The 17,341-nt window shown below is 61.7% G+C and carries 18 protein-coding genes and 1 tRNA gene; 14 read left to right on the forward strand and 5 right to left on the reverse strand.

What is annotated here, in order from left to right:
- Nucleotides 1-34 precede the first annotated feature (34 nt).
- Together YH62_RS09275 and pncB are read left to right on the forward strand one after the other, a co-directional pair.
- Nucleotides 35-304: a hypothetical protein gene (locus YH62_RS09275; RefSeq protein ID WP_082118308.1), complete on the forward strand. Its 270-nt coding sequence runs from the start codon at nucleotides 35-37 to the stop codon at nucleotides 302-304.
- 123 nt (nucleotides 305-427) lie between these two features.
- Nucleotides 428-1,732: a nicotinate phosphoribosyltransferase gene (pncB, locus tag YH62_RS09280; protein WP_046793920.1), complete on the forward strand. Its 1,305-nt coding sequence runs from the start codon at nucleotides 428-430 to the stop codon at nucleotides 1,730-1,732.
- Nucleotides 1,733-1,795: 63 nt separating this feature from the next.
- On the opposite strand, the gene YH62_RS09285 is transcribed toward pncB, so the two are convergent.
- Nucleotides 1,796-2,194 carry a DUF1236 domain-containing protein gene (locus YH62_RS09285; protein WP_046793921.1) on the reverse strand — a complete coding sequence of 133 codons (399 nt, stop codon included), beginning with the start codon at nucleotides 2,192-2,194 and terminating at the stop codon, nucleotides 1,796-1,798.
- A gap of 319 nt (nucleotides 2,195-2,513) precedes the next feature.
- Here YH62_RS09285 and ftsH point away from each other — a divergent pair, with 319 nt between their 5' ends.
- Entirely contained in the window at nucleotides 2,514-4,346 is a 1,833-nt protein-coding gene (gene ftsH, locus YH62_RS09290) for an ATP-dependent zinc metalloprotease FtsH (protein ID WP_046793922.1), read from the forward strand.
- 34 nt (nucleotides 4,347-4,380) lie between these two features.
- Here the strand turns inward: ftsH and YH62_RS09295 are convergent, their stop codons facing one another.
- Nucleotides 4,381-5,679 carry an MFS transporter gene (locus tag YH62_RS09295; protein WP_082118309.1) on the reverse strand — a complete coding sequence of 433 codons (1,299 nt, stop codon included), beginning with the start codon at nucleotides 5,677-5,679 and terminating at the stop codon, nucleotides 4,381-4,383.
- 96 nt (nucleotides 5,680-5,775) lie between these two features.
- Between YH62_RS09295 and YH62_RS09300 the strand changes: the two genes are divergently transcribed.
- Nucleotides 5,776-6,231 (forward strand): helix-turn-helix domain-containing protein, encoded by a 456-nt coding sequence (locus YH62_RS09300; RefSeq protein ID WP_046793923.1) that lies wholly within the window; start codon nucleotides 5,776-5,778, stop codon nucleotides 6,229-6,231.
- 49 nt (nucleotides 6,232-6,280) lie between these two features.
- On the opposite strand, the gene YH62_RS09305 is transcribed toward YH62_RS09300, so the two are convergent.
- Nucleotides 6,281-6,370: transfer RNA gene (locus YH62_RS09305), tRNA-Ser, on the reverse strand.
- A 218-nt stretch (nucleotides 6,371-6,588) separates the two neighbouring features.
- On the opposite strand from YH62_RS09305, the gene YH62_RS09310 reads away from it, so the two are divergent.
- The 10 genes from YH62_RS09310 to deoA all read left to right on the forward strand — a co-directional run bounded on the left by YH62_RS09310 (nucleotide 6,589) and on the right by deoA (nucleotide 16,067).
- Complete coding sequence (locus YH62_RS09310; protein WP_046793924.1) at nucleotides 6,589-6,906, forward strand: hypothetical protein; 318 nt, start codon at nucleotides 6,589-6,591, stop codon at nucleotides 6,904-6,906.
- A gap of 29 nt (nucleotides 6,907-6,935) precedes the next feature.
- Complete coding sequence (gene msrA, locus YH62_RS09315; RefSeq protein ID WP_046793925.1) at nucleotides 6,936-7,586, forward strand: peptide-methionine (S)-S-oxide reductase MsrA; 651 nt, start codon at nucleotides 6,936-6,938, stop codon at nucleotides 7,584-7,586.
- Nucleotides 7,587-7,822: 236 nt separating this feature from the next.
- Entirely contained in the window at nucleotides 7,823-8,815 is a 993-nt protein-coding gene (locus YH62_RS09320; RefSeq protein WP_046793926.1) for a BMP family ABC transporter substrate-binding protein, read from the forward strand.
- 54 nt (nucleotides 8,816-8,869) lie between these two features.
- Nucleotides 8,870-10,411 carry an ABC transporter ATP-binding protein gene (locus tag YH62_RS09325; RefSeq protein WP_046793927.1) on the forward strand — a complete coding sequence of 514 codons (1,542 nt, stop codon included), beginning with the start codon at nucleotides 8,870-8,872 and terminating at the stop codon, nucleotides 10,409-10,411.
- 94 nt (nucleotides 10,412-10,505) lie between these two features.
- Nucleotides 10,506-11,609 (forward strand): ABC transporter permease, encoded by a 1,104-nt coding sequence (locus YH62_RS09330; RefSeq protein WP_046793928.1) that lies wholly within the window; start codon nucleotides 10,506-10,508, stop codon nucleotides 11,607-11,609.
- Between the two features lie 4 nt (nucleotides 11,610-11,613).
- Nucleotides 11,614-12,585, forward strand: a complete 972-nt coding sequence (locus tag YH62_RS09335; protein ID WP_046793929.1) for an ABC transporter permease — start codon at nucleotides 11,614-11,616, stop codon at nucleotides 12,583-12,585.
- Nucleotides 12,586-12,588: 3 nt separating this feature from the next.
- Nucleotides 12,589-12,981 (forward strand): cytidine deaminase, encoded by a 393-nt coding sequence (locus YH62_RS09340; RefSeq protein ID WP_046793930.1) that lies wholly within the window; start codon nucleotides 12,589-12,591, stop codon nucleotides 12,979-12,981.
- A complete protein-coding gene (locus YH62_RS09345) occupies nucleotides 12,978-13,775 on the forward strand; it encodes a purine-nucleoside phosphorylase (protein ID WP_046793931.1) in 798 nt (265 codons plus the stop codon). The genes YH62_RS09340 and YH62_RS09345 overlap by 4 nt, the downstream gene beginning before the upstream one ends.
- A gap of 202 nt (nucleotides 13,776-13,977) precedes the next feature.
- On the forward strand, nucleotides 13,978-14,748 hold the full coding sequence (gene deoC / locus YH62_RS09350; RefSeq protein WP_046793932.1) for a deoxyribose-phosphate aldolase: 771 nt from the start codon (nucleotides 13,978-13,980) through the stop codon (nucleotides 14,746-14,748).
- 8 nt (nucleotides 14,749-14,756) lie between these two features.
- Nucleotides 14,757-16,067 (forward strand): thymidine phosphorylase, encoded by a 1,311-nt coding sequence (gene deoA / locus YH62_RS09355; protein ID WP_046793933.1) that lies wholly within the window; start codon nucleotides 14,757-14,759, stop codon nucleotides 16,065-16,067.
- A 1-nt stretch (nucleotide 16,068) separates the two neighbouring features.
- Here the strand turns inward: deoA and YH62_RS09360 are convergent, their stop codons facing one another.
- Nucleotides 16,069-16,584 (reverse strand): TIGR02281 family clan AA aspartic protease, encoded by a 516-nt coding sequence (locus YH62_RS09360; RefSeq protein WP_046793934.1) that lies wholly within the window; start codon nucleotides 16,582-16,584, stop codon nucleotides 16,069-16,071.
- Nucleotides 16,585-16,702: 118 nt separating this feature from the next.
- The gene (upp, locus tag YH62_RS09365) at nucleotides 16,703-17,332 is read right to left on the reverse strand and encodes a uracil phosphoribosyltransferase (protein ID WP_046793935.1); all 630 of its coding nucleotides are present in this window, start codon (nucleotides 17,330-17,332) and stop codon (nucleotides 16,703-16,705) included.
- Nucleotides 17,333-17,341: the final 9 nt, after the last annotated feature.

The following is a 17,341-nucleotide window of genomic DNA, read 5'->3' on the forward strand; positions in this document are numbered from 1 at the left end:
CGGTAGAAAATCCGGCAGGACAAGGAGCGAGATCATGGACACCAAGGACAGATCGTCGTCCCATCCCCATCCGATCGGCTCTCCGATCGAGGAACCGATGAGCCCGACGGAGGCGCGTCAGGCGCGAACGGGCCGGCCCGTCCTGATCGTGCTGGTGAGCGGCCTGATCCTGGCGTTCATCGCATGGGGCGCTGTGGAATGGTGGGGGCAGACGACCGAGCCGCCCGCGGAGCAGACGGCGACACCGCCGGCAGGCGACACCACGCCGGCCAATCCGGACGCGCGGCCCCCGAGCACGCCATAGCTGGATGCTATGGACTTCCCGCGCGTTTTTTTCGATAAGTCTGCCCTGGGGCGGTTGCCGCCGCCTCTGGATTATCGATGCTGAGGAGCGTTTCCGCTAAGGGGAGCGCAGGCGAGGGCAGGCATGACCAAGACCGATATCGCAACCAGGGTCTACAATCACACCTGGAAGCTCGACCCGATCATCCGCAGCCTGATCGACACGGACTTCTACAAGCTCCTGATGCTGCAGATGATCTGGAAGCTCTATCCGGAGGTCGATGCCACCTTTTCCCTCATTAACCGCACCAAGTCCGTCCGCCTGGCGGAGGAGATCGATGAAGGGGAACTGCGCGAGCAGCTCGATCATGCCCGCGATGTGAGGCTCTCCAAGAAGGAGATGATCTGGCTTGCGGGTAATACCTTTTACGGCCGCAAGCAGATTTTCGAACCGGAATTTCTCAATTGGCTCGCGGATTACCGCCTGCCGGAATACGAGCTCTCCAAACGCGACGGCCAGTACGAGCTGCATTTCCATGGGCGTTGGATGGAAACCACGCTTTGGGAAATCCCGGCGCTCGCCATCATCAACGAGCTGCGCTCGCGGGCAGCAATGCGCTCGCTCGGCCTGTTCACGCTGGACGTGCTTTATGCACGGGCCAAAGCCAAGATGTGGGAGAAGGTCGAGCGTCTGCGCACCCTTCCGGGGTTGAGAATTTCCGATTTCGGCACTCGGCGTCGCCACAGCTTCCTCTGGCAGCGCTGGTGCGTGGAAGCCCTGAAAGAAGGTATAGGTCCCGCCTTCACCGGCACCAGCAACGTGCTGCTCGCCATGGATTCCGATCTCGAGGCGGTGGGCACCAACGCTCATGAACTGCCGATGGTCCTGGCCGCGCTTGCCGATAGCGACGAGAAATTGCACGCGGCTCCGTACGAGGTTCTGAAGGATTGGAACCGGCTCTATCACGGCAACCTGCTGATCGTGCTGCCGGATGCCTTCGGAACCGCAGCCTTCCTGCGCGACGCGCCGGATTGGGTGGCCGACTGGACGGGTTTTCGCCCCGACAGCGCCCCGCCGATCGAAGGAGGCGAGAAGATCATCGCCTGGTGGAAGAAGATGGGGCGCGATCCCGAAAGCAAGATGCTGATCTTCTCCGACGGCCTGGACGTGGATGCCATCATCGACACGTACAAGCATTTCGAGGGCCGTGTGCGGATGAGCTTCGGCTGGGGCACCAATCTCACCAACGATTTTGCCGGTTGCGCTCCTCTGGAGATCGATGGGCTGAAACCGATCTCGATCGTCTGCAAGGTCAGCAGCGCCAATGGCCGTCCGGCAGTCAAGCTTTCGGACAATCCGCAGAAGGCGACGGGCGATCCTAAGGAAGTCGAGCGCTATCTCAAATTCTTTGGCCAGGAAGATCGGGTGGATCAGGCGGTTTTCGTCTGACGGTCGATCGAGTGAAGAGCGAAACAGGCTCCGCATGCACGGAGCCTGCTCGATTTTCATGGTTTATTCGATGATCTGAACGACCGTGTGGGTCCTCGGATCGACGATGACGCGCTGGTCGTTTACCACCGCATAGGCATAGTCGGTGTGGTCCGGTACCGGGGTCAGTACCACCGTCTCGGGTATGGGCTTGCCGACGACGATCGGCTGCTCCACAACGACGCTGGCGCTCGGCGCCGGCTGCTGTTCCACATAGGTGATGACTTCACGCGGCGGCGGATCGATCACCGTGCCGGCTGCGGCACCAACGATGCCGCCGACTGCGGCGCCAACGGGACCACCGACGATCGCACCCGTCACGGCACCCCCGGCCGCACCCGTAACGGTGCTTTCCTGGGCTAGTGCGCTCGAGCCAAGTGAAGTAATGGCGATGGCTCCAACGGCAAGAATTATGTTTCTCATAGGTCTTCTCCTCTGATTGAACCTATGATGGGCTAACCCGCCGCTGGCAAACCGGTTCCGGGCTCCGGTTCACCTTGTGTTTTTGCGTGAAATGCTGTGCGACTGGGAAAATGGAGCGCTCAATAGAATTTGAGTATCACTCCGGAAAATCTTGATGTCACTTGGGTCAGGAGAACAATACTGGCGAATCCCGAGCGTGAACTTCCGGCCCGCGCCGTGATTTCCATGCGCCCGAACCGACATCTCGAACCTATGTCTTGCCGAAGCCGGCGAGTGACCAAGATCATAGGCAGAGCATTTGCCCCGAGGGGACTTGGAGATGAACAAGAAGACGCAGTTTCACGTCTGGTATTGGGTCGCGGCGTTTTTCGCCCTGATGCTGTTCCAGTATTTCTTCGCCACGACCCAGCAGGTCGCGCAGATCCCCTATAGCCAGTTCGAGACGGATCTGCAGGCCGGAAAAATCGCGGAAGTCTCCGTCTCCGACAGGTTCATCCAGGGGCGTTATCGGGAGCCGCAGAACGAGCGGCCCTATTTCGTGACGACCCGGGTGGAGCAGGATCTTGCCCAGCAGCTCCAGCAGCATGGCGTGGTTGTGACAGGCCAGATCGAAAGCACTTTTCTGCGCGATATCCTGTCCTGGGTCATTCCGGTGGCGCTCTTCATCGGTGTGTGGATGTTCATGCTGCGGCGGATGACCGGCGGTCCGGGCGGCGGCCTGATGCAGATCGGCAAGAGCCGCGCCAAGATCTATGTCGAATCCGATACCGGCGTGCGGTTCGAGGATGTCGCCGGCGTGGACGAGGCCAAGGACGAGCTGAAGGAGATCGTTGATTTCTTGAAGGACCCCAAGGGTTACGGCCGGCTTGGCGGGCGCATGCCGAAAGGAGTGCTTCTCGTCGGTCCACCCGGCACCGGCAAGACCCTGCTCGCCAAAGCCGTCGCCGGCGAGGCCAAGGTGCCGTTCTTCTCGATATCCGGCTCCGAGTTCGTGGAAATGTTCGTAGGTGTCGGCGCAGCGCGGGTCCGCGATCTCTTCGAGCAGGCGCGTGCCAAGGCGCCCGCCATCATCTTCATAGACGAGCTCGACGCGCTCGGCCGCGCCCGCGGCATCGGCCCCATGGCGGGTGGTCACGACGAGAAGGAGCAGACCCTCAACCAGCTTCTTGTCGAGTTGGACGGGTTCGATTCCTCGACCGGTCTAGTGCTGCTCGCCGCCACCAACCGGCCGGAAATCCTCGACCCCGCTTTGCTGCGGGCTGGCCGCTTCGACCGCCAGGTGCTGGTGGACCGACCGGACAAGCCCGGTCGCATCCAGATACTGAACGTCCACCTCAAGAAAGCGAAGCTCGCTCCGGAAGTCGACGTGGAGCAGATCGCTTCGCTGACACCGGGCTTCACCGGCGCCGACCTCGCCAATCTCGTCAACGAGGCGACGCTGCTTGCCACCCGGCGCCAGGCGGAAGCAGTCACCATGGAGGATTTCAACAACGCGATCGAGCGCATCGTGGCGGGGCTGGAAAAGCGCAACCGGCTCCTCAACCCGAAAGAGCGGGAGATCGTCGCCTATCACGAGATGGGCCATGCGCTCGTCGCCATGGCGCTGCCGGGCGTGGACCCGGTGCACAAGGTCTCGATCATCCCGCGCGGCATCGGTGCGCTCGGCTATACCATCCAGCGGCCGACCGAGGACCGGTTCCTGATGACCCGCGAGGAATTGGAGAACAAGATGGCGGTCCTGCTCGGCGGACGGGCGGCCGAATGGATCGTCTACAAGCATCTATCGACGGGCGCGGCCGACGACCTCATCAAGGTCACCGATATCGCCCGCGCCATGGTGACCCGCTATGGCATGACCGAAAAGCTCGGCCATGTGGCGCTGGAGAAGGACCGGCGCTCCTATCTTTCCACTGACCAGCCCTATTACGGGCCGCAGGAGCAAGAATATTCCGACGAGACCGCCACGACGGTCGATGAGGAGGTCCGTCGCATCGTCGACGGAACCTTCGACCGCACTGTGGCTCTGCTCGAGGAACGCAGGGACGTTCTGGAACGGGTGGCACGCCTCCTCCTGGAGAAGGAGACGCTGGACGAGGACGAGCTTCGCGCCGCCGTCGCCGGCGAGAGGAGCAGGGAGCTCGAATACAAGTAAGCCGCGATGGCTTGGAGGTGGGGCCGAGTGCGCCTCATGAAAGCGCACGAACCGAGCCCGCCGGCATTGCGCGGAGCGTCAGTCCCCAGAAAGCGAGCGTCAATCCGCTGATGCCGGCGCCGAGCAGGCAGACGCCTGTCCATCCGCCATGCGCATAGGCAAGTGTGGACGACGATGATCCGATGGCGCTGCCGATCGAATAGAAGACCATGTAACCGGCGGTCAGCCGGCTCTGCGCTTCCGGCCGCACGCGATAGATCATGGCCTGGTTGGTCACATGCACCGCCTGCAAGCCGAAATCGATGACGATGACACCGAGGATAAGCCACAGGATCGAATGGGGAAGCAGTGAAATGGGTAGCCATGCGGCCAGCATGAGCGCAAGGGCCATGCCCGTGACGCGTTGGCCGAAGCCGCGATCCGCCCAGCGGCCTGCTCTCGTCGCTCCGATTGCTCCCGCCGCGCCCGCCAGCCCGAAAAGGCCGATCGCGGTATGCGATAGCGAGAACGGAGGTGCGCTCAGCGGCAATACCAGCGGCGTCAGCAAGGTGGTGATATTGGCGAAGATCAGCATGGCGATGATCCCGCGGATCCGCAGCACCGGTTCGGTCGCGAGAAGGTTGAAGAGCGAGCCGATGAGACGTGGGTAGGACATCGGCTCGACGGGTTTCTCCTGTCCCGGCAGCAGTTTGTAGAGCACAGCCACGATAACGAGCGTCAGAAAAGCGGAAACGAGATAGACCGTCCGCCAGCCTGAAAGGTCGGTGAGGGCACCGGCGACGGTGCGGGCAAGCAATATGCCGAGCACGATGCCGCCCGTGACGGTTCCGACCACGTGGCCGCGTTCGCTCGGTCGGGCAAGGGTGGCCGCATAGGCGACGAAGGCCTGCGTCAGGACCGCAAGGAACCCCATGATGGCCATGGAAACCAGCAGCATGGGGCCGGTGAAGGAAAAACTTATGGAGAGCAGCGCAAGGACCGAGAGAAGCGACTGCACGATCACGAGCTTGCGACGATCGACGAGATCGCCGATCGGGACAAGCAGGATCAGCCCCAATCCGTAGCCGATCTGTGTTGCCGCGACGATGAGGCCTGCATGCGCGCGGGATAAGCCGAGATCGTCGGCCATCACATCGAGCATGGGATGGGCGAAATAGGCGTTGGCAACCGCCAGACCGCTCGCCACGGCGAAGAGCAATGTCAGGCCCGGTGAAAGGGATCGGTCCTTCTGGTTACTAGCAAGCGGCTTGCCGTCTTGATCATGAACCGGCGTTTCCGGGCTGTATATCTCGCCGCTGGCGTTAGCCAGCTTCTCCTCGCTGTCGAATCGCATGGTTCTTCCTTGAATGGTTTAATAACGAAACCATTTGATCGATAGCAGTTTGGTTTTATAATGCAACCGTTATCACGATGGTGTGAAAGGAGGCCCATGGTCAGGCGCAAGAGTTTCGGCGGGGATTATTGCCCGAGCGCGCGGTCGCTGGATGTGATCGGCGACTGGTGGTCCCTGCTGATCGTCCGCGATGCCTTCGACGGGCTGACGCGTTTCGGCGAATTCCAGAAGAGCCTGGGCATTGCCAAGAACATTCTTGCCCAACGGTTGCGCACGCTGGTCGAGCGCGGCATTCTGATACCGGTTGCGCCCGCTGACGGCGGGGCTCATCAGGAATATCATCTGACCGACAAGGGCCGCGACCTGTTTCCGGTGATGGTTGCGTTGCGCCAATGGGGGGAGCGCTATCTGTTCGCACCGGGCGAGGTTCACTCGACGCTGGTCGATCGCGAAACCGGAAAGCCCATCCGGCTTGATATTCTGACCCATGACGGAAAGCCGATCGGCCCCGGCAGAGCCGTCATCGTTCCTCCGTCGGAGACAGAGGACTAAGGGGCGCGATTAGCCACAAAACAGCAATGCTTTGGAAAATCCAAGGGAATGGCGGACAGAGAGGGATTCGAACCCTCGATACGCTTTCACGTATACACGCGTTCCAGGCGTGCGCCTTCAACCACTCGGCCACCTGTCCTTTGGAAAAGGGCTGCGCACCAAAGGCATGCAGCGGTCGGGCGGGATATATACCGATCCCTTTCCAAGGATCAACCCGAATCTGAAGGATTTTTGACAGCCGCTTGCGAAACCTGGCCGCTTTCGTTGCCAAGCATGCGTGGCGGCGTTATTTCTTCATATATTCGCGCGCAATTCCAGGCAGTTGCGGATGGTTGACATGACGACAGGAGCCGTCACATGCGAAGCTTTGTCCATTTCCTGAGCCTTTTGGCGCTGGTGGCCGCCGTTGCCGCGGGCACTCTGGATTCGATCCGCTCGGTTTCCGCCTCCTCGGTCGTCGTGACAAGCCTTGGCAATGCCTGGCTGAATCTGAGCCCGGAAAGCCTGGTGGTGGCGGAAATGCAGGCCAATACCTATATATCTCCCGATATCTGGCGGTCGTTCGTGGCGCCTGTTCTGGCACAGCCGGCATTTGCCGTCTTTCTGGCGCTCGCCCTTATTTTATGGATGATCGGCTATCGCAGGCCGCGGTTCGCCGGGCGGTTTTCCGCCTGAACTATCGGCGGTCGAGCTTGGAGGAAAAGATGTTCGTAATCGATATGCTCAGCAAGAAGACTGTCATGCCGACGGCCGAAACCGCGCTGCCGGGACGGACGGCGCCGATCCCGACCTCGGAACACCATTTCGTCAATGGCCGCTCCCTCAAGGGCCCCTATCCGGAGGGGTCGGAAGTGGCCTATTTCGGCATGGGTTGCTTCTGGGGCGCAGAGCGGCTGTTCTGGAAGATCCCCGGCGTCCACGTCACGGCCGTGGGCTATTCCGGCGGGCTCACGCCGAACCCGACCTATCATGAGACTACCACCGGCCTCACCGGCCATGCCGAGATCGTGAAGGTCGTCTTCGATCCGAAGGAAGTCAGCTACGGGCAGTTGCTGAAGGTCTTCTTCGAGGAGCACGATCCGACTCAGGGCATGCGCCAGGGCAATGACATCGGCACCACCTACCGCTCCGCCATCTATACCACGACGTCGGAGCAGGAGGCCGAGGCGAAGGCCGCGCTCGACGCCTTTCAGGCGGCGCTGGACGCGTCGGGCCGGAGCCTGCGTATAACCACGGAGATCGCCCCAGTCGGGGAATTCTACTATGCCGAGGATTATCACCAGCAATATCTCGCCAAGAATCCCGGCGGCTATTGCGGTCTCAAGGGAACCGGCGTCTCTTGCCCGATGGGTTGAAAGACGAGCGACGAAAATGTACTTCGAAGCCGCGGATTTAATCAGTCCCGCGGCTTTTTTGTTGAAGTTTTGAGCAGGATGATCGTTTTTTACCAACTGAAAAAAATCTGGTGAAATTTTCCAGAACCCATGCAAGAGTGCGCAAAGCCAAGCCTTCGAAGAGGGGCGGTAGCCGCAATATGCCCGGTCAACGGGCTTGCGGGAGGACCTAACAGTTAAAAAAACAGGGCTGCACGATGAAGAAAACCCTACTCAGTCTTTTTGCCTTGGCCGCGATGTCGGCGACCGCGTTTGCCGCGGAAGTTCAGCCGGCGCTGGTCTATGGCACGGGCGGCAAATTCGACAAATCCTTCAACGAAGCGGCTCATGCCGGCGCCGAGAAGTTCAAGGCGGAAACCGGCATCGACTATCGTGATTTCGAGCCGACCAGCGACACGCAGGGCGAGCAGGCGATTCGCAACTTCGCGAGCCGCGGCTTCAACCCGGTCGTCGCCGTCTCCTTCGCTTGGACCTCGGCGATGGAAAAGGTCGCTGCCGAATATCCGGATACCAAATTCGTCATCGTCGATTCGGTGGTCGATCTGCCGAACGTCCGCTCCGTCGTCTACAAGGAAGAAGAAGGCTCCTATCTGGTAGGCCTGCTCGCCGGCATGGCGTCCAAGACCGGCAAGTTCGGTTTCGTCGGCGGCATGGATATCCCGCTGATCCGCAAGTTCGCCTGTGGCTACGTGCAGGGCGTGAAAGCCGCCAAGGCCGACGCGCAGATTTTCCAGAACATGGTCGGCACCACGGGTGCGGCCTGGAACGATCCGGTGCGTGCGGGTGAGCTCACCAAGAACCAGATCGATCAGGGCGCCGACGTGATCTACGCGGCGGCCGGTGCAAGTGGCCTCGGCGTGCTGCAGACCGCCGCCGACAACGGCAAGTTCTCGATTGGCGTGGATTCCAACCAGAACCACCTGCATCCCGGCAAGGTGCTGACCTCCATGGTCAAGCGCGTCGATCTCGCCGTCTATAATGCCTACAAGGATACCCAGGGCGACAAGTTCACGCCCGGCGTCCAGGCGCTCGGGATCAAGGAAGACGGCGTCTCGGCGGCGATCGACGACAACAACAAGTCGCTGATCACGGCCGAGATGCAGGCTGCGGTCGACAAGGCCAAGGCCGACATCGTCGCCGGCACGGTCAAGGTGCACGACTACATGTCGGATAATTCCTGCCCGAATTAAGGCCTGCTTTAAGGGGCGCATGGTGAATCTGAATCGCCATGCGCCCTTTTTCATATGCGGAAAGGCGGATCATTGAGCCTCGGACCTTCCAAGGAGCCAGCTATCGAGCTTGTCGGCATCGACAAGAAATTCGGCGCTGTGCACGCCAACAAGAATATCAATCTGACGGTGGCCAAGGGTTCGATCCACGGCATCATCGGCGAGAATGGGGCCGGCAAATCGACGCTGATGTCGATCCTCTACGGCTTTTATCATGCCGATGAGGGCGAGATCCGCATCTTTGGCAAGCCGGTCGCGATCCGCGACAGCCAGGCGGCGATCGCCGCCGGCATAGGCATGGTCCATCAGCACTTCATGCTGGTGGAGAATTTCACCGTGCTGGAAAATGTCATGCTCGGCGCCGAGAGCGGCCAGCTTCTGGCGAAGGGCGTCGCAAGCGCCCGCAAGGAGCTGAAGCGGCTGGAGGACGATTACGGCCTCGAGGTCGATCCGGATGCGGTGATCGAAGAGCTGCCGGTCGGCCGGCAGCAGCGGGTGGAAATCCTGAAGGCGCTCTATCGGGGCGCCGAAATTCTCATTCTCGATGAGCCGACCGGCGTGTTGACCCCGGCCGAGGCCGATCATCTCTTCAAGGTTCTGCGCGTGCTGCGCGACCAGGGCAAGACGATCATTCTCATCACCCACAAGCTGCGCGAAATCATGGCGATCACCGACACGGTCTCCGTCATGCGCCGAGGCGAGATGGTGGCGACCCGCAAGACGGCCGAAACAACGGTCGAGGAACTGGCCGAACTGATGGTCGGCCGCCGCGTGCTGCTGCGCGTGGAAAAGGGCGAGGCCAAGCCCGGTTCGGTATTGCTCTCCGTCCGTAACCTGACGGTGAAGGATAGCCGCGGCGTCACCATGGTCGATGACGTCTCCTTCGATGTGCGGGCGGGCGAGATCGTCGGCATCGCCGGTGTGGCCGGCAATGGCCAGTCCGAGCTTCTCGAGGCGATCGCCGGTATCCGCAAGCCGACGTCCGGTGAAATCTTCATCGACGGTCAGCCGGCGGCCAATGTGGATCCGGCGCGCCTGCGCGATCTGGGGCTTGCCCATATCCCGGAAGACCGACACCACATGGGCCTGGTGCTGAAGTTCGAGGAATATGAGAATTCGATCCTCGGCTATCACCGAAACGAGCAATACGGCAAAGGCGCGTTGCTCGATCTGGAGGCGATCCGCAAGGACGCCGAGGAGAAGATCGCCAAATACGATATCCGCCCCCCGAACCCTCGGCTCAAGACCGCGAATTTCTCCGGCGGCAACCAGCAGAAGATCGTCGTGGCGCGAGAGATAGAGCGCGATCCGAAGATGTTGATCATCGGCCAGCCCACGCGCGGCGTCGATATCGGCGCGATCGAGTTCATCCACCGCCGCATCATCGAGATGCGTGATGCCGGCAAGGCGATCCTTCTCGTTTCGGTGGAACTCGATGAGGTCAGGTCGCTCTCCGACCGCATCCTGGTTATGTTTGCCGGAAAGATCGTGGGAGAGAAGGAAGCGGATGCGGGCGAGCAGACGCTCGGGCTGATGATGGCGGGTATCGCGGCGTGATGCGACAGGGACGTGAGGGTTCTGGTTTGGAGTATGGAATGCGTGCAGGGGGCATGGTGAAGGACCGCATGATTGCGGGGACGGCGGATTTTCGATGAGCACGGCCTCCGTTCCGCTCCCGGCGTGGATTTCCTATGGGGTGATCCCGCTTATCAATCTCATGCTGGCCTTCTTCTTCTCCGGTCTTGTCATCTGGTCGATCGGCGAAAATCCGTTCGAGGCGCTGAAATTCCTCGTGCAGGGCGCGCTCGGCCGTGGAGACGCCATCGGCTTCACGCTGTTCTATGCGACGAGCTTCATCTTCACGGGCCTTTCGGTGGCCGTCGCCTTCCATGCCGGCCTCTTCAACATCGGCTCGGAAGGGCAGGCCTATATCGGCGGGTTGGGTGCGGCGCTCGTAGCGCTTGCGCTCGATCGTTACGTGCCGTGGTACGTGACCATGCCGTTCGCCATCGCCGGCGCGGCGATCTTCGGCGCGGCCTGGGCGTTCATTCCGGCCTGGCTGCAGGCCAAGCGCGGCAGCCATATCGTCATCACGACGATCATGTTCAATTTCATCGCTGCGGCGCTGATGGTCTATCTGCTCGTCAACGTCTTCATCGTGCCGGGCAAGATGGCGCCGGAAACCCGCACTTTTCTGCCGGGCGGACAGTTGCCCAAGCTCGACTGGCTGATGGCGCTGTTCGGGCTGAGGCTTGGACCGGCGCCGTTCAACGTCTCCTTCGTCATCGCGCTCGTCATGTGCTTCCTCGTCTGGGTGCTGATCTGGCGAACGAAGCTCGGCTATGAGATGCGTACGCTGGGCGTCAGCCCGACCGCCGCCGTCTATGCCGGCGTTCCCTATGTCCGCACGGTCATCGTGGCCATGCTGATTTCCGGAGCGCTCGCGGGCATGATGGCGCTCAACGTGGTGATGGGCGCTTCCGCGCGTCTGCAGGTGGAATTCGTGGCGGGCGCCGGCTTCGTCGGCATCGCAGTGTCGTTGATGGGCCGCAGCCATCCCGTCGGCATTCTTTTCGCCGCGTTGCTCTTCGGCATTCTCTATCAGGGCGGCGCCGATCTTTCCTTCGAGATGCCGAACATCACCCGCGACATGATCGTGGTCATCCAGGGCCTCGTGATCCTTTTCGCCGGCGCGCTGGAATACATGCTGCGCCCGGCCATGGTACGGCTCTACCAGCAGTTCGCGGGGAAATGAGGCCATGGAATTCTTTGATATCCTCGTCAGCATCCTCGGTTCGGCTGTCCGGCTCTCCATCCCGCTGCTCTTCACCGCACTTGCGGGGCTGTTTTCCGAGCGCGCCGGAATCTTCGACATCGGGCTCGAAGGCAAGATGCTCGCCTCTGCCTTCGCCTCCGCTTGCGTCGCGTATATGACGGGCAATGCCTGGCTCGGCCTTCTTGCCGGCATCGCCGTATCGATCGCATTTTCGCTGATCCATGGTTTTGCCTCGATCACCAACCGGGGCAACCAGATCGTTTCCGGCGTGGCGTTGAATTTCGTGGCCGCCGGTCTCACCATCGTGCTCGGCCAGGCCTGGTTCGGCCAGGGCGGCCGCACGCCGCAGGTGCCGGGCGAGGGGCGTTTCGCGCCGATCATCCTGCCCGGCGTCGATGCCATGCGGGAGGTGCCGTTCATCGGCCCGCTCTATGCCAACGTCATATCCGGCAACAATATCCTCACCTATATCGCTTTCCTGATGGTGCCACTCTCCTGGTGGGTTCTCTATCGTACCCGTTTCGGCCTGCGTCTGCGCGCCGTCGGCGAAAATCCGGGCGCGGTGGACACTGCCGGTATTTCGGTGCCGTGGATGCGCTATCGCGCGGTCATCCTCGCGGGTTTCCTGTGCGGCTTCGCGGGCACCTATCTGGCGGTTGCCCAATCGGCCGCCTTCATCAACAATATGTCGGCCGGCAAGGGCTATATCGCGCTCGCGGCGCTGATCTTCGCCAAATGGCGTCCGGTGCCGGTGATGTTCGCCTGCCTGCTCTTCGGCTTCCTGGATGCGGTCGCCAATTTCATGCAGGGCAAGGTGGTGCCGGGGATAGGCGAAGTGCCGGTGCAGATCTTCCAGGCGCTGCCCTATGTACTCACCTGCATCCTGCTCGCCGGCTTCATCGGCGTCGCCCGCCCCCCGAAGGCTGGTGGGGTGCCTTACACGAAGGAGCGCTGACCTATGGCCCACGATCTTTTCGAAGCCGCACGCGACGCCATGGCAAAGGCCTATGCGCCCTATTCGAAGTTCCCTGTGGGAGCGGCGATCCGGGCCGATGACGGCAAAGTCTATGCCGGCGCCAACATCGAGAACCTCTCCTTCCCGCAAGGCTGGTGCGCCGAGCCCACGGCGATCGGTGCCATGATCATGGGTGGGGGAAGGAAGATCGTGGAGCTTGCGGTGATCGCCGAGAAGCTGCCGCTCTGCACGCCCTGCGGCGGTTGCCGCCAGAAGATTTCCGAGTTCGCCTCCGCCGATACTCGCATCTATCTCTGCGATGATCTGGGCGTGCAGAAGACGGTGACCATGGCGGAACTGTTACCCTACGCCTTCGAAACGGATGTCATCGGATGAAGGACGTCATCGATCTTCTCGTGGAAAGATTGAACGGGCTTGTGCCGCGCCATGCCGTGGTGCTCGGTTCCGGCCTCGGCTCGCTGGTCGAGGAGGTGGCTGAGCCGGTGCGCATCCCCTACGCAGAACTTTCCGGCTTTCCCGTGAGCGGGGTTACCGGCCATGCGGGCGAACTGGTTGCCGGGCGCCTCGGAGGCGAGCCCGTCATCATGCTGTCCGGCCGCGCCCATTACTACGAGAAGGGAGACGCCAAGGCGATGCGTTTCCCGATCGAGGTCCTGAAGGGCCTCGGCGTGCAGGCGCTGATCCTCACCAATTCGGCGGGATCGCTGCGGCAGGATATGCCGCCGGGCTCGGTCATGCAGATTACCGATCACATAAACTATTCCGGTATGAACCCGCTGGTCGGCGAGGAAGGCGACCGTCGTTTCGTCGGCATGACCAATGCCTATGACGAGGAGCTGGCGATGGATATGCGCAATGCCGCGATCCGTTGCGGCGTACCGCTGCTTTCGGGCGTCTATATGTGGTTTTCCGGCCCGAGCTTCGAAACCCCGGCAGAGATCCGCATGGCCCGCACGCTAGGAGCGGATGCGGTCGGCATGTCGACGGTGCCGGAAGTCATCCTGGCGCGCTATTTCGGGCTCCGGGTCGCGGCGGCTTCCGTCGTCACCAATTATGCGGCCGGCATGACGGGAGCCGAACTCTCCCATGAGGAGACGAAGGACATGGCGCCGGTCGGTGGCCGGCGGCTCGCCGCAATCCTCAAGGAAATGCTGTCGGCAAAAGCCTAGGGATATCAGGCGCGAAGCCAAAGGCGGGGAGAATAAGCCCTTCTCCTTCGCCGATGCGGGTTGCTTCTAATCGTTTGAACGATAAATTATGCCGCTCGATCGTGGCGCCCGAGATCAACGCGTCGCGGCAATTCCGTAAATTGCGCCCGACTCTGCTCTGACGGTTCGTCCGGGTCGCGCGCCGGCCGGGGAGGTAGGTACGATGGAGATCAACACGCCGCGCGAGGCCGCGAGTTTTGCGCTCTCGCTTCTCGATCTCACCAACCTGCGTGACGACTGCGATGAGGCAGCGATCGAGAAACTATGCCTTCGTGCCCAGACGCCCTATGGCAACACGGCCGCGATCTGCATCTGGCCGCGCTTCGTTGCCCATGCTCGGAAAGTCCTCGGAGCCGGCCATCCGGTTCGCATCGCGACGGTGGTGAATTTCCCTTCCGGCGACCTTCCCGTGGAAACGGTCGTGGAAGAAACCGGCCAAGCGATCGCGGACGGTGCCGATGAAATCGACATGGTGATCCCGTACCACGCCTTTATGGCGGGCGACGAGCAGGCGGTGACGGATATGGTGGAAGCGGTCAGGGCCGCTTGCCCGGATGCCTGCCTCAAGGTCATTCTCGAAACCGGGGAATTGAAGGATAGCGCCCATATCCGCCGCGCCTCGGAGCTGGCGATCGCCGGAGGAGCGGATTTCATCAAGACATCGACCGGCAAGGTGGCGGTGAATGCCACGCTGGAAGCCGCCGACATCATGCTGCAGGCAATCCGGGATTCGAAGAAGACCGTCGGCTTCAAGCCAGCCGGGGGCATAGGTTCGGTTGCCGATGCCGATCTCTATCTGAGGCTTGCGGAAACCATCATGGGGCCGAACTGGATCATGCCCTCGACCTTCCGTTTCGGTGCATCCAGCCTGCTGGACGATATCCTGGCGGTACTTGGCGGCGGTGTCTCCGCCCGCGTCTCTGCCGGCTACTGAGCGCGTCCATGATCCCGCAGGAGATCATCCGCCGCAAGCGGGACGGAGCCGAACTGGCGGCGGAGGAAATAGCCGCCTTCATCTCCGCGCTTTCGAGCGAAGAGATTTCCGAAAGCCAGGCGGCCGCCTTCGCCATGGCAGTGTTTTTTCGCGGCATGTCTCCGGAAGAAACGGTCGCGCTGACGCTTGCCATGCGCGATTCCGGCGATGTCCTGGATTGGCGCGATGCGGGACGGCCGGTGGCCGACAAGCACTCGACCGGCGGCGTCGGCGACAATGTTTCGCTGATGCTGGCGCCGATCGCGGCGGCCTGCGGGCTGGCGGTACCGATGATTTCCGGACGCGGTCTTGGCCACACGGGCGGCACGCTCGATAAGCTGCAATCGATTCCGGGCTACGATATCGCGCCGGGGGATGCGTTGTTCCGTAAAACGGTAGCGGAGGCGGGCTGCGCCATCATCGGGCAGACGGCCGATCTCGCGCCCGCCGACCGACGCCTTTATGCCATCCGCGATGTCACCGCTACGGTCGAATCCGTGCCGCTGATCACTGCCTCCATTCTTTCCAAGAAGCTCGCGGCGGGCCTTGAAACCCTCGTGCTGGATGTGAAGCTGGGCAACGGCGCCTTCATGGAAAGCCTCGATGAGGCGGAGACCTTGGCCCGCTCTCTGGTGGAGGTCGCGAACCGCGCGGGTGTGCGGACCTCCGCTCTTCTGACCGACATGAACCAGCCGCTCGCGGATGCGGCGGGCAATGCTCTCGAAATCTGGAACTGCGTGGAGTTCCTGAAGGGAAAGAAGGTCGGCACACGGCTCGATACTGTCGTCTTCGCTCTCGCAGTGGAAATGCTGGTGCAGGCCGGGCTCTACCCGGATGCGCGGGCCGCAGAAGCGGCCGCTCGCGATGCGCTCGCGGGTGGCCAGGCCATGGAGGTCTTCGCCCGCATGGTGCATCTGCTCGGCGGTCCTGCGGATTTCGTTGATCGGCCGGAGGTCTATCTGCAAACTGCCCCGGTCGTATTGCCGGTTCTGGCGGCGGAGGACGGCTGGCTCTCGGCTTGCTCAACACGCGAGGTCGGTCTGGCAGTGATCGAACTCGGCGGCGGACGCAAACGGGCAACCGACACCATAGACCATCGGGTAGGCATTGATGGCATCCTGCCGCTCGGCAGCAAGGTTTCGAAAGGTGAGCCGATCGCCTTCGTTCATGCTTCGGATCGGGATGCCGGCGAGCAGATGGCGGCAAGGCTTGCCGGCTGCTTCACGCTTGCCGACCGGCCGCCGGCGCCGCCGCCTGTCGTGCTGCGGAAGATCGGATGAGCTACTGAATCAGCTTGAGCGAGCCGTTCTCCACCCGGTAGGATTTCAGCTTGTTCATGAAGCTCATGCCGATGAGCGTCGAGGAAAGCGCCTTGTCCCGCATCACGAAGGCGTCGACGTCCCGTACTTTCACGCCGCCGATCTCGACGCGGTCCAGCACGACATAAGCGGCTTCCGTCCTGCCATTGGCGGTGTTCACGACATGGCGAAAATCGAGGCGGTTCGCGCCGAAGCCGAGCTTCCGAGCGGTCGTTTCGTTGATCGCAATCAGCGATGCGCCGGTATCGACCATGCCATCCACTGTCTTGCCGTTGAGGCGGAAACTGCCGTTGAAATGACCCCGCCTGTCTGCGCGAAGCACGACCGAGCCGGGTGTCGCTGATACCTGCATGGGCTCGGCCTTGGTGTTCTGCGCGGGCGCATCGGGCTTTGCGGGCTCCGTGAGCTTCAGCAGCGTCGGTATCTGCGAGGCCAATGCTGCCGTTGCAACCGCAAAGACGAGGCTGCGCATGATCATGGGCGCGTTCCCTTGTGAAGTAGCGCCTTACTTCATAATCGGAAATTCATAAGAAAAGGCTCGCAGAACGTGCCTGCGAGCCCTTCGATGAGAGTGTGGTTAAGAAAACCCAGCCGGCTTACTTCGTTCCGTACATGCGGTCGCCTGCATCGCCCAGTCCCGGCACGATATAGCCCTTCTCGTTCAAATGGCTGTCGATCGATGCGGTATAGATTTTTACGTCCGGATGGACCTTGCGGAAGTTCTCGATACCCTCGGGGGCGGCAAGCAGGCAGAGGAAGCGGATATTGCGGGCACCGCGTTCCTTGAGCTTGTCGATGGCGGCGATCGATGAGTTGCCGGTTGCGAGCATCGGATCGACGACGATGACGAGGCGCTCATTGATGCTGTCCGGCGCCTTGAAGAAATACTCGACCGCTTCCAGCGTCTCATGATCGCGATAAACGCCGATATGCGAGACGCGGGCCGACGGCACCAGTTCCAGCATGCCTTCGAGAAGCCCGTTGCCGGCGCGCAGGATCGAGGCGAAGACCAGCTTCTTGCCTTCGAGCACAGGCGCTTGCATTTCCATGATCGGCGTCTCGATCGTTTCCATGGTGAGCTCGAGGTCGCGCGTCACCTCATAGCAGAGCAGGGTGGAGATCTCGCGCAGCAGACGCCGGAAGCCGGCGGTGGAAGTTTCCTTCTTGCGCATGATGGTGAGCTTGTGCTGCACCAGCGGATGATCGATGACCGTTACGCCTTCCATGAGAAGCTT

It is taken from the genome of Rhizobium sp. LC145 (genome assembly GCF_001005825.1).
Classification (GTDB): domain Bacteria; phylum Pseudomonadota; class Alphaproteobacteria; order Rhizobiales; family Rhizobiaceae; genus Neorhizobium.

Excerpts from the sequence above, each read along its gene's own strand:
- YH62_RS09275 (WP_082118308.1), top strand. The coding sequence starts at position 35 with ATGGACACCAAGGACAGATCGTCGTCCCATCCCCATCCGATCGGCTCT.
- pncB (WP_046793920.1), top strand. The coding sequence starts at position 428 with ATGACCAAGACCGATATCGCAACCAGGGTCTACAATCACACCTGGAAG.
- YH62_RS09285 (WP_046793921.1), bottom strand. The coding sequence starts at position 2,194 with ATGAGAAACATAATTCTTGCCGTTGGAGCCATCGCCATTACTTCACTT.
- ftsH (WP_046793922.1), top strand. The coding sequence starts at position 2,514 with ATGAACAAGAAGACGCAGTTTCACGTCTGGTATTGGGTCGCGGCGTTT.
- YH62_RS09295 (WP_082118309.1), bottom strand. The coding sequence starts at position 5,679 with ATGCGATTCGACAGCGAGGAGAAGCTGGCTAACGCCAGCGGCGAGATA.
- YH62_RS09300 (WP_046793923.1), top strand. The coding sequence starts at position 5,776 with ATGGTCAGGCGCAAGAGTTTCGGCGGGGATTATTGCCCGAGCGCGCGG.
- YH62_RS09310 (WP_046793924.1), top strand. The coding sequence starts at position 6,589 with ATGCGAAGCTTTGTCCATTTCCTGAGCCTTTTGGCGCTGGTGGCCGCC.
- msrA (WP_046793925.1), top strand. The coding sequence starts at position 6,936 with ATGTTCGTAATCGATATGCTCAGCAAGAAGACTGTCATGCCGACGGCC.
- YH62_RS09320 (WP_046793926.1), top strand. The coding sequence starts at position 7,823 with ATGAAGAAAACCCTACTCAGTCTTTTTGCCTTGGCCGCGATGTCGGCG.
- YH62_RS09325 (WP_046793927.1), top strand. The coding sequence starts at position 8,870 with ATGCGGAAAGGCGGATCATTGAGCCTCGGACCTTCCAAGGAGCCAGCT.
- YH62_RS09330 (WP_046793928.1), top strand. The coding sequence starts at position 10,506 with ATGAGCACGGCCTCCGTTCCGCTCCCGGCGTGGATTTCCTATGGGGTG.
- YH62_RS09335 (WP_046793929.1), top strand. The coding sequence starts at position 11,614 with ATGGAATTCTTTGATATCCTCGTCAGCATCCTCGGTTCGGCTGTCCGG.
- YH62_RS09340 (WP_046793930.1), top strand. The coding sequence starts at position 12,589 with ATGGCCCACGATCTTTTCGAAGCCGCACGCGACGCCATGGCAAAGGCC.
- YH62_RS09345 (WP_046793931.1), top strand. The coding sequence starts at position 12,978 with ATGAAGGACGTCATCGATCTTCTCGTGGAAAGATTGAACGGGCTTGTG.
- deoC (WP_046793932.1), top strand. The coding sequence starts at position 13,978 with ATGGAGATCAACACGCCGCGCGAGGCCGCGAGTTTTGCGCTCTCGCTT.
- deoA (WP_046793933.1), top strand. The coding sequence starts at position 14,757 with ATGATCCCGCAGGAGATCATCCGCCGCAAGCGGGACGGAGCCGAACTG.
- YH62_RS09360 (WP_046793934.1), bottom strand. The coding sequence starts at position 16,584 with ATGATCATGCGCAGCCTCGTCTTTGCGGTTGCAACGGCAGCATTGGCC.
- upp (WP_046793935.1), bottom strand. The coding sequence starts at position 17,332 with ATGGAAGGCGTAACGGTCATCGATCATCCGCTGGTGCAGCACAAGCTC.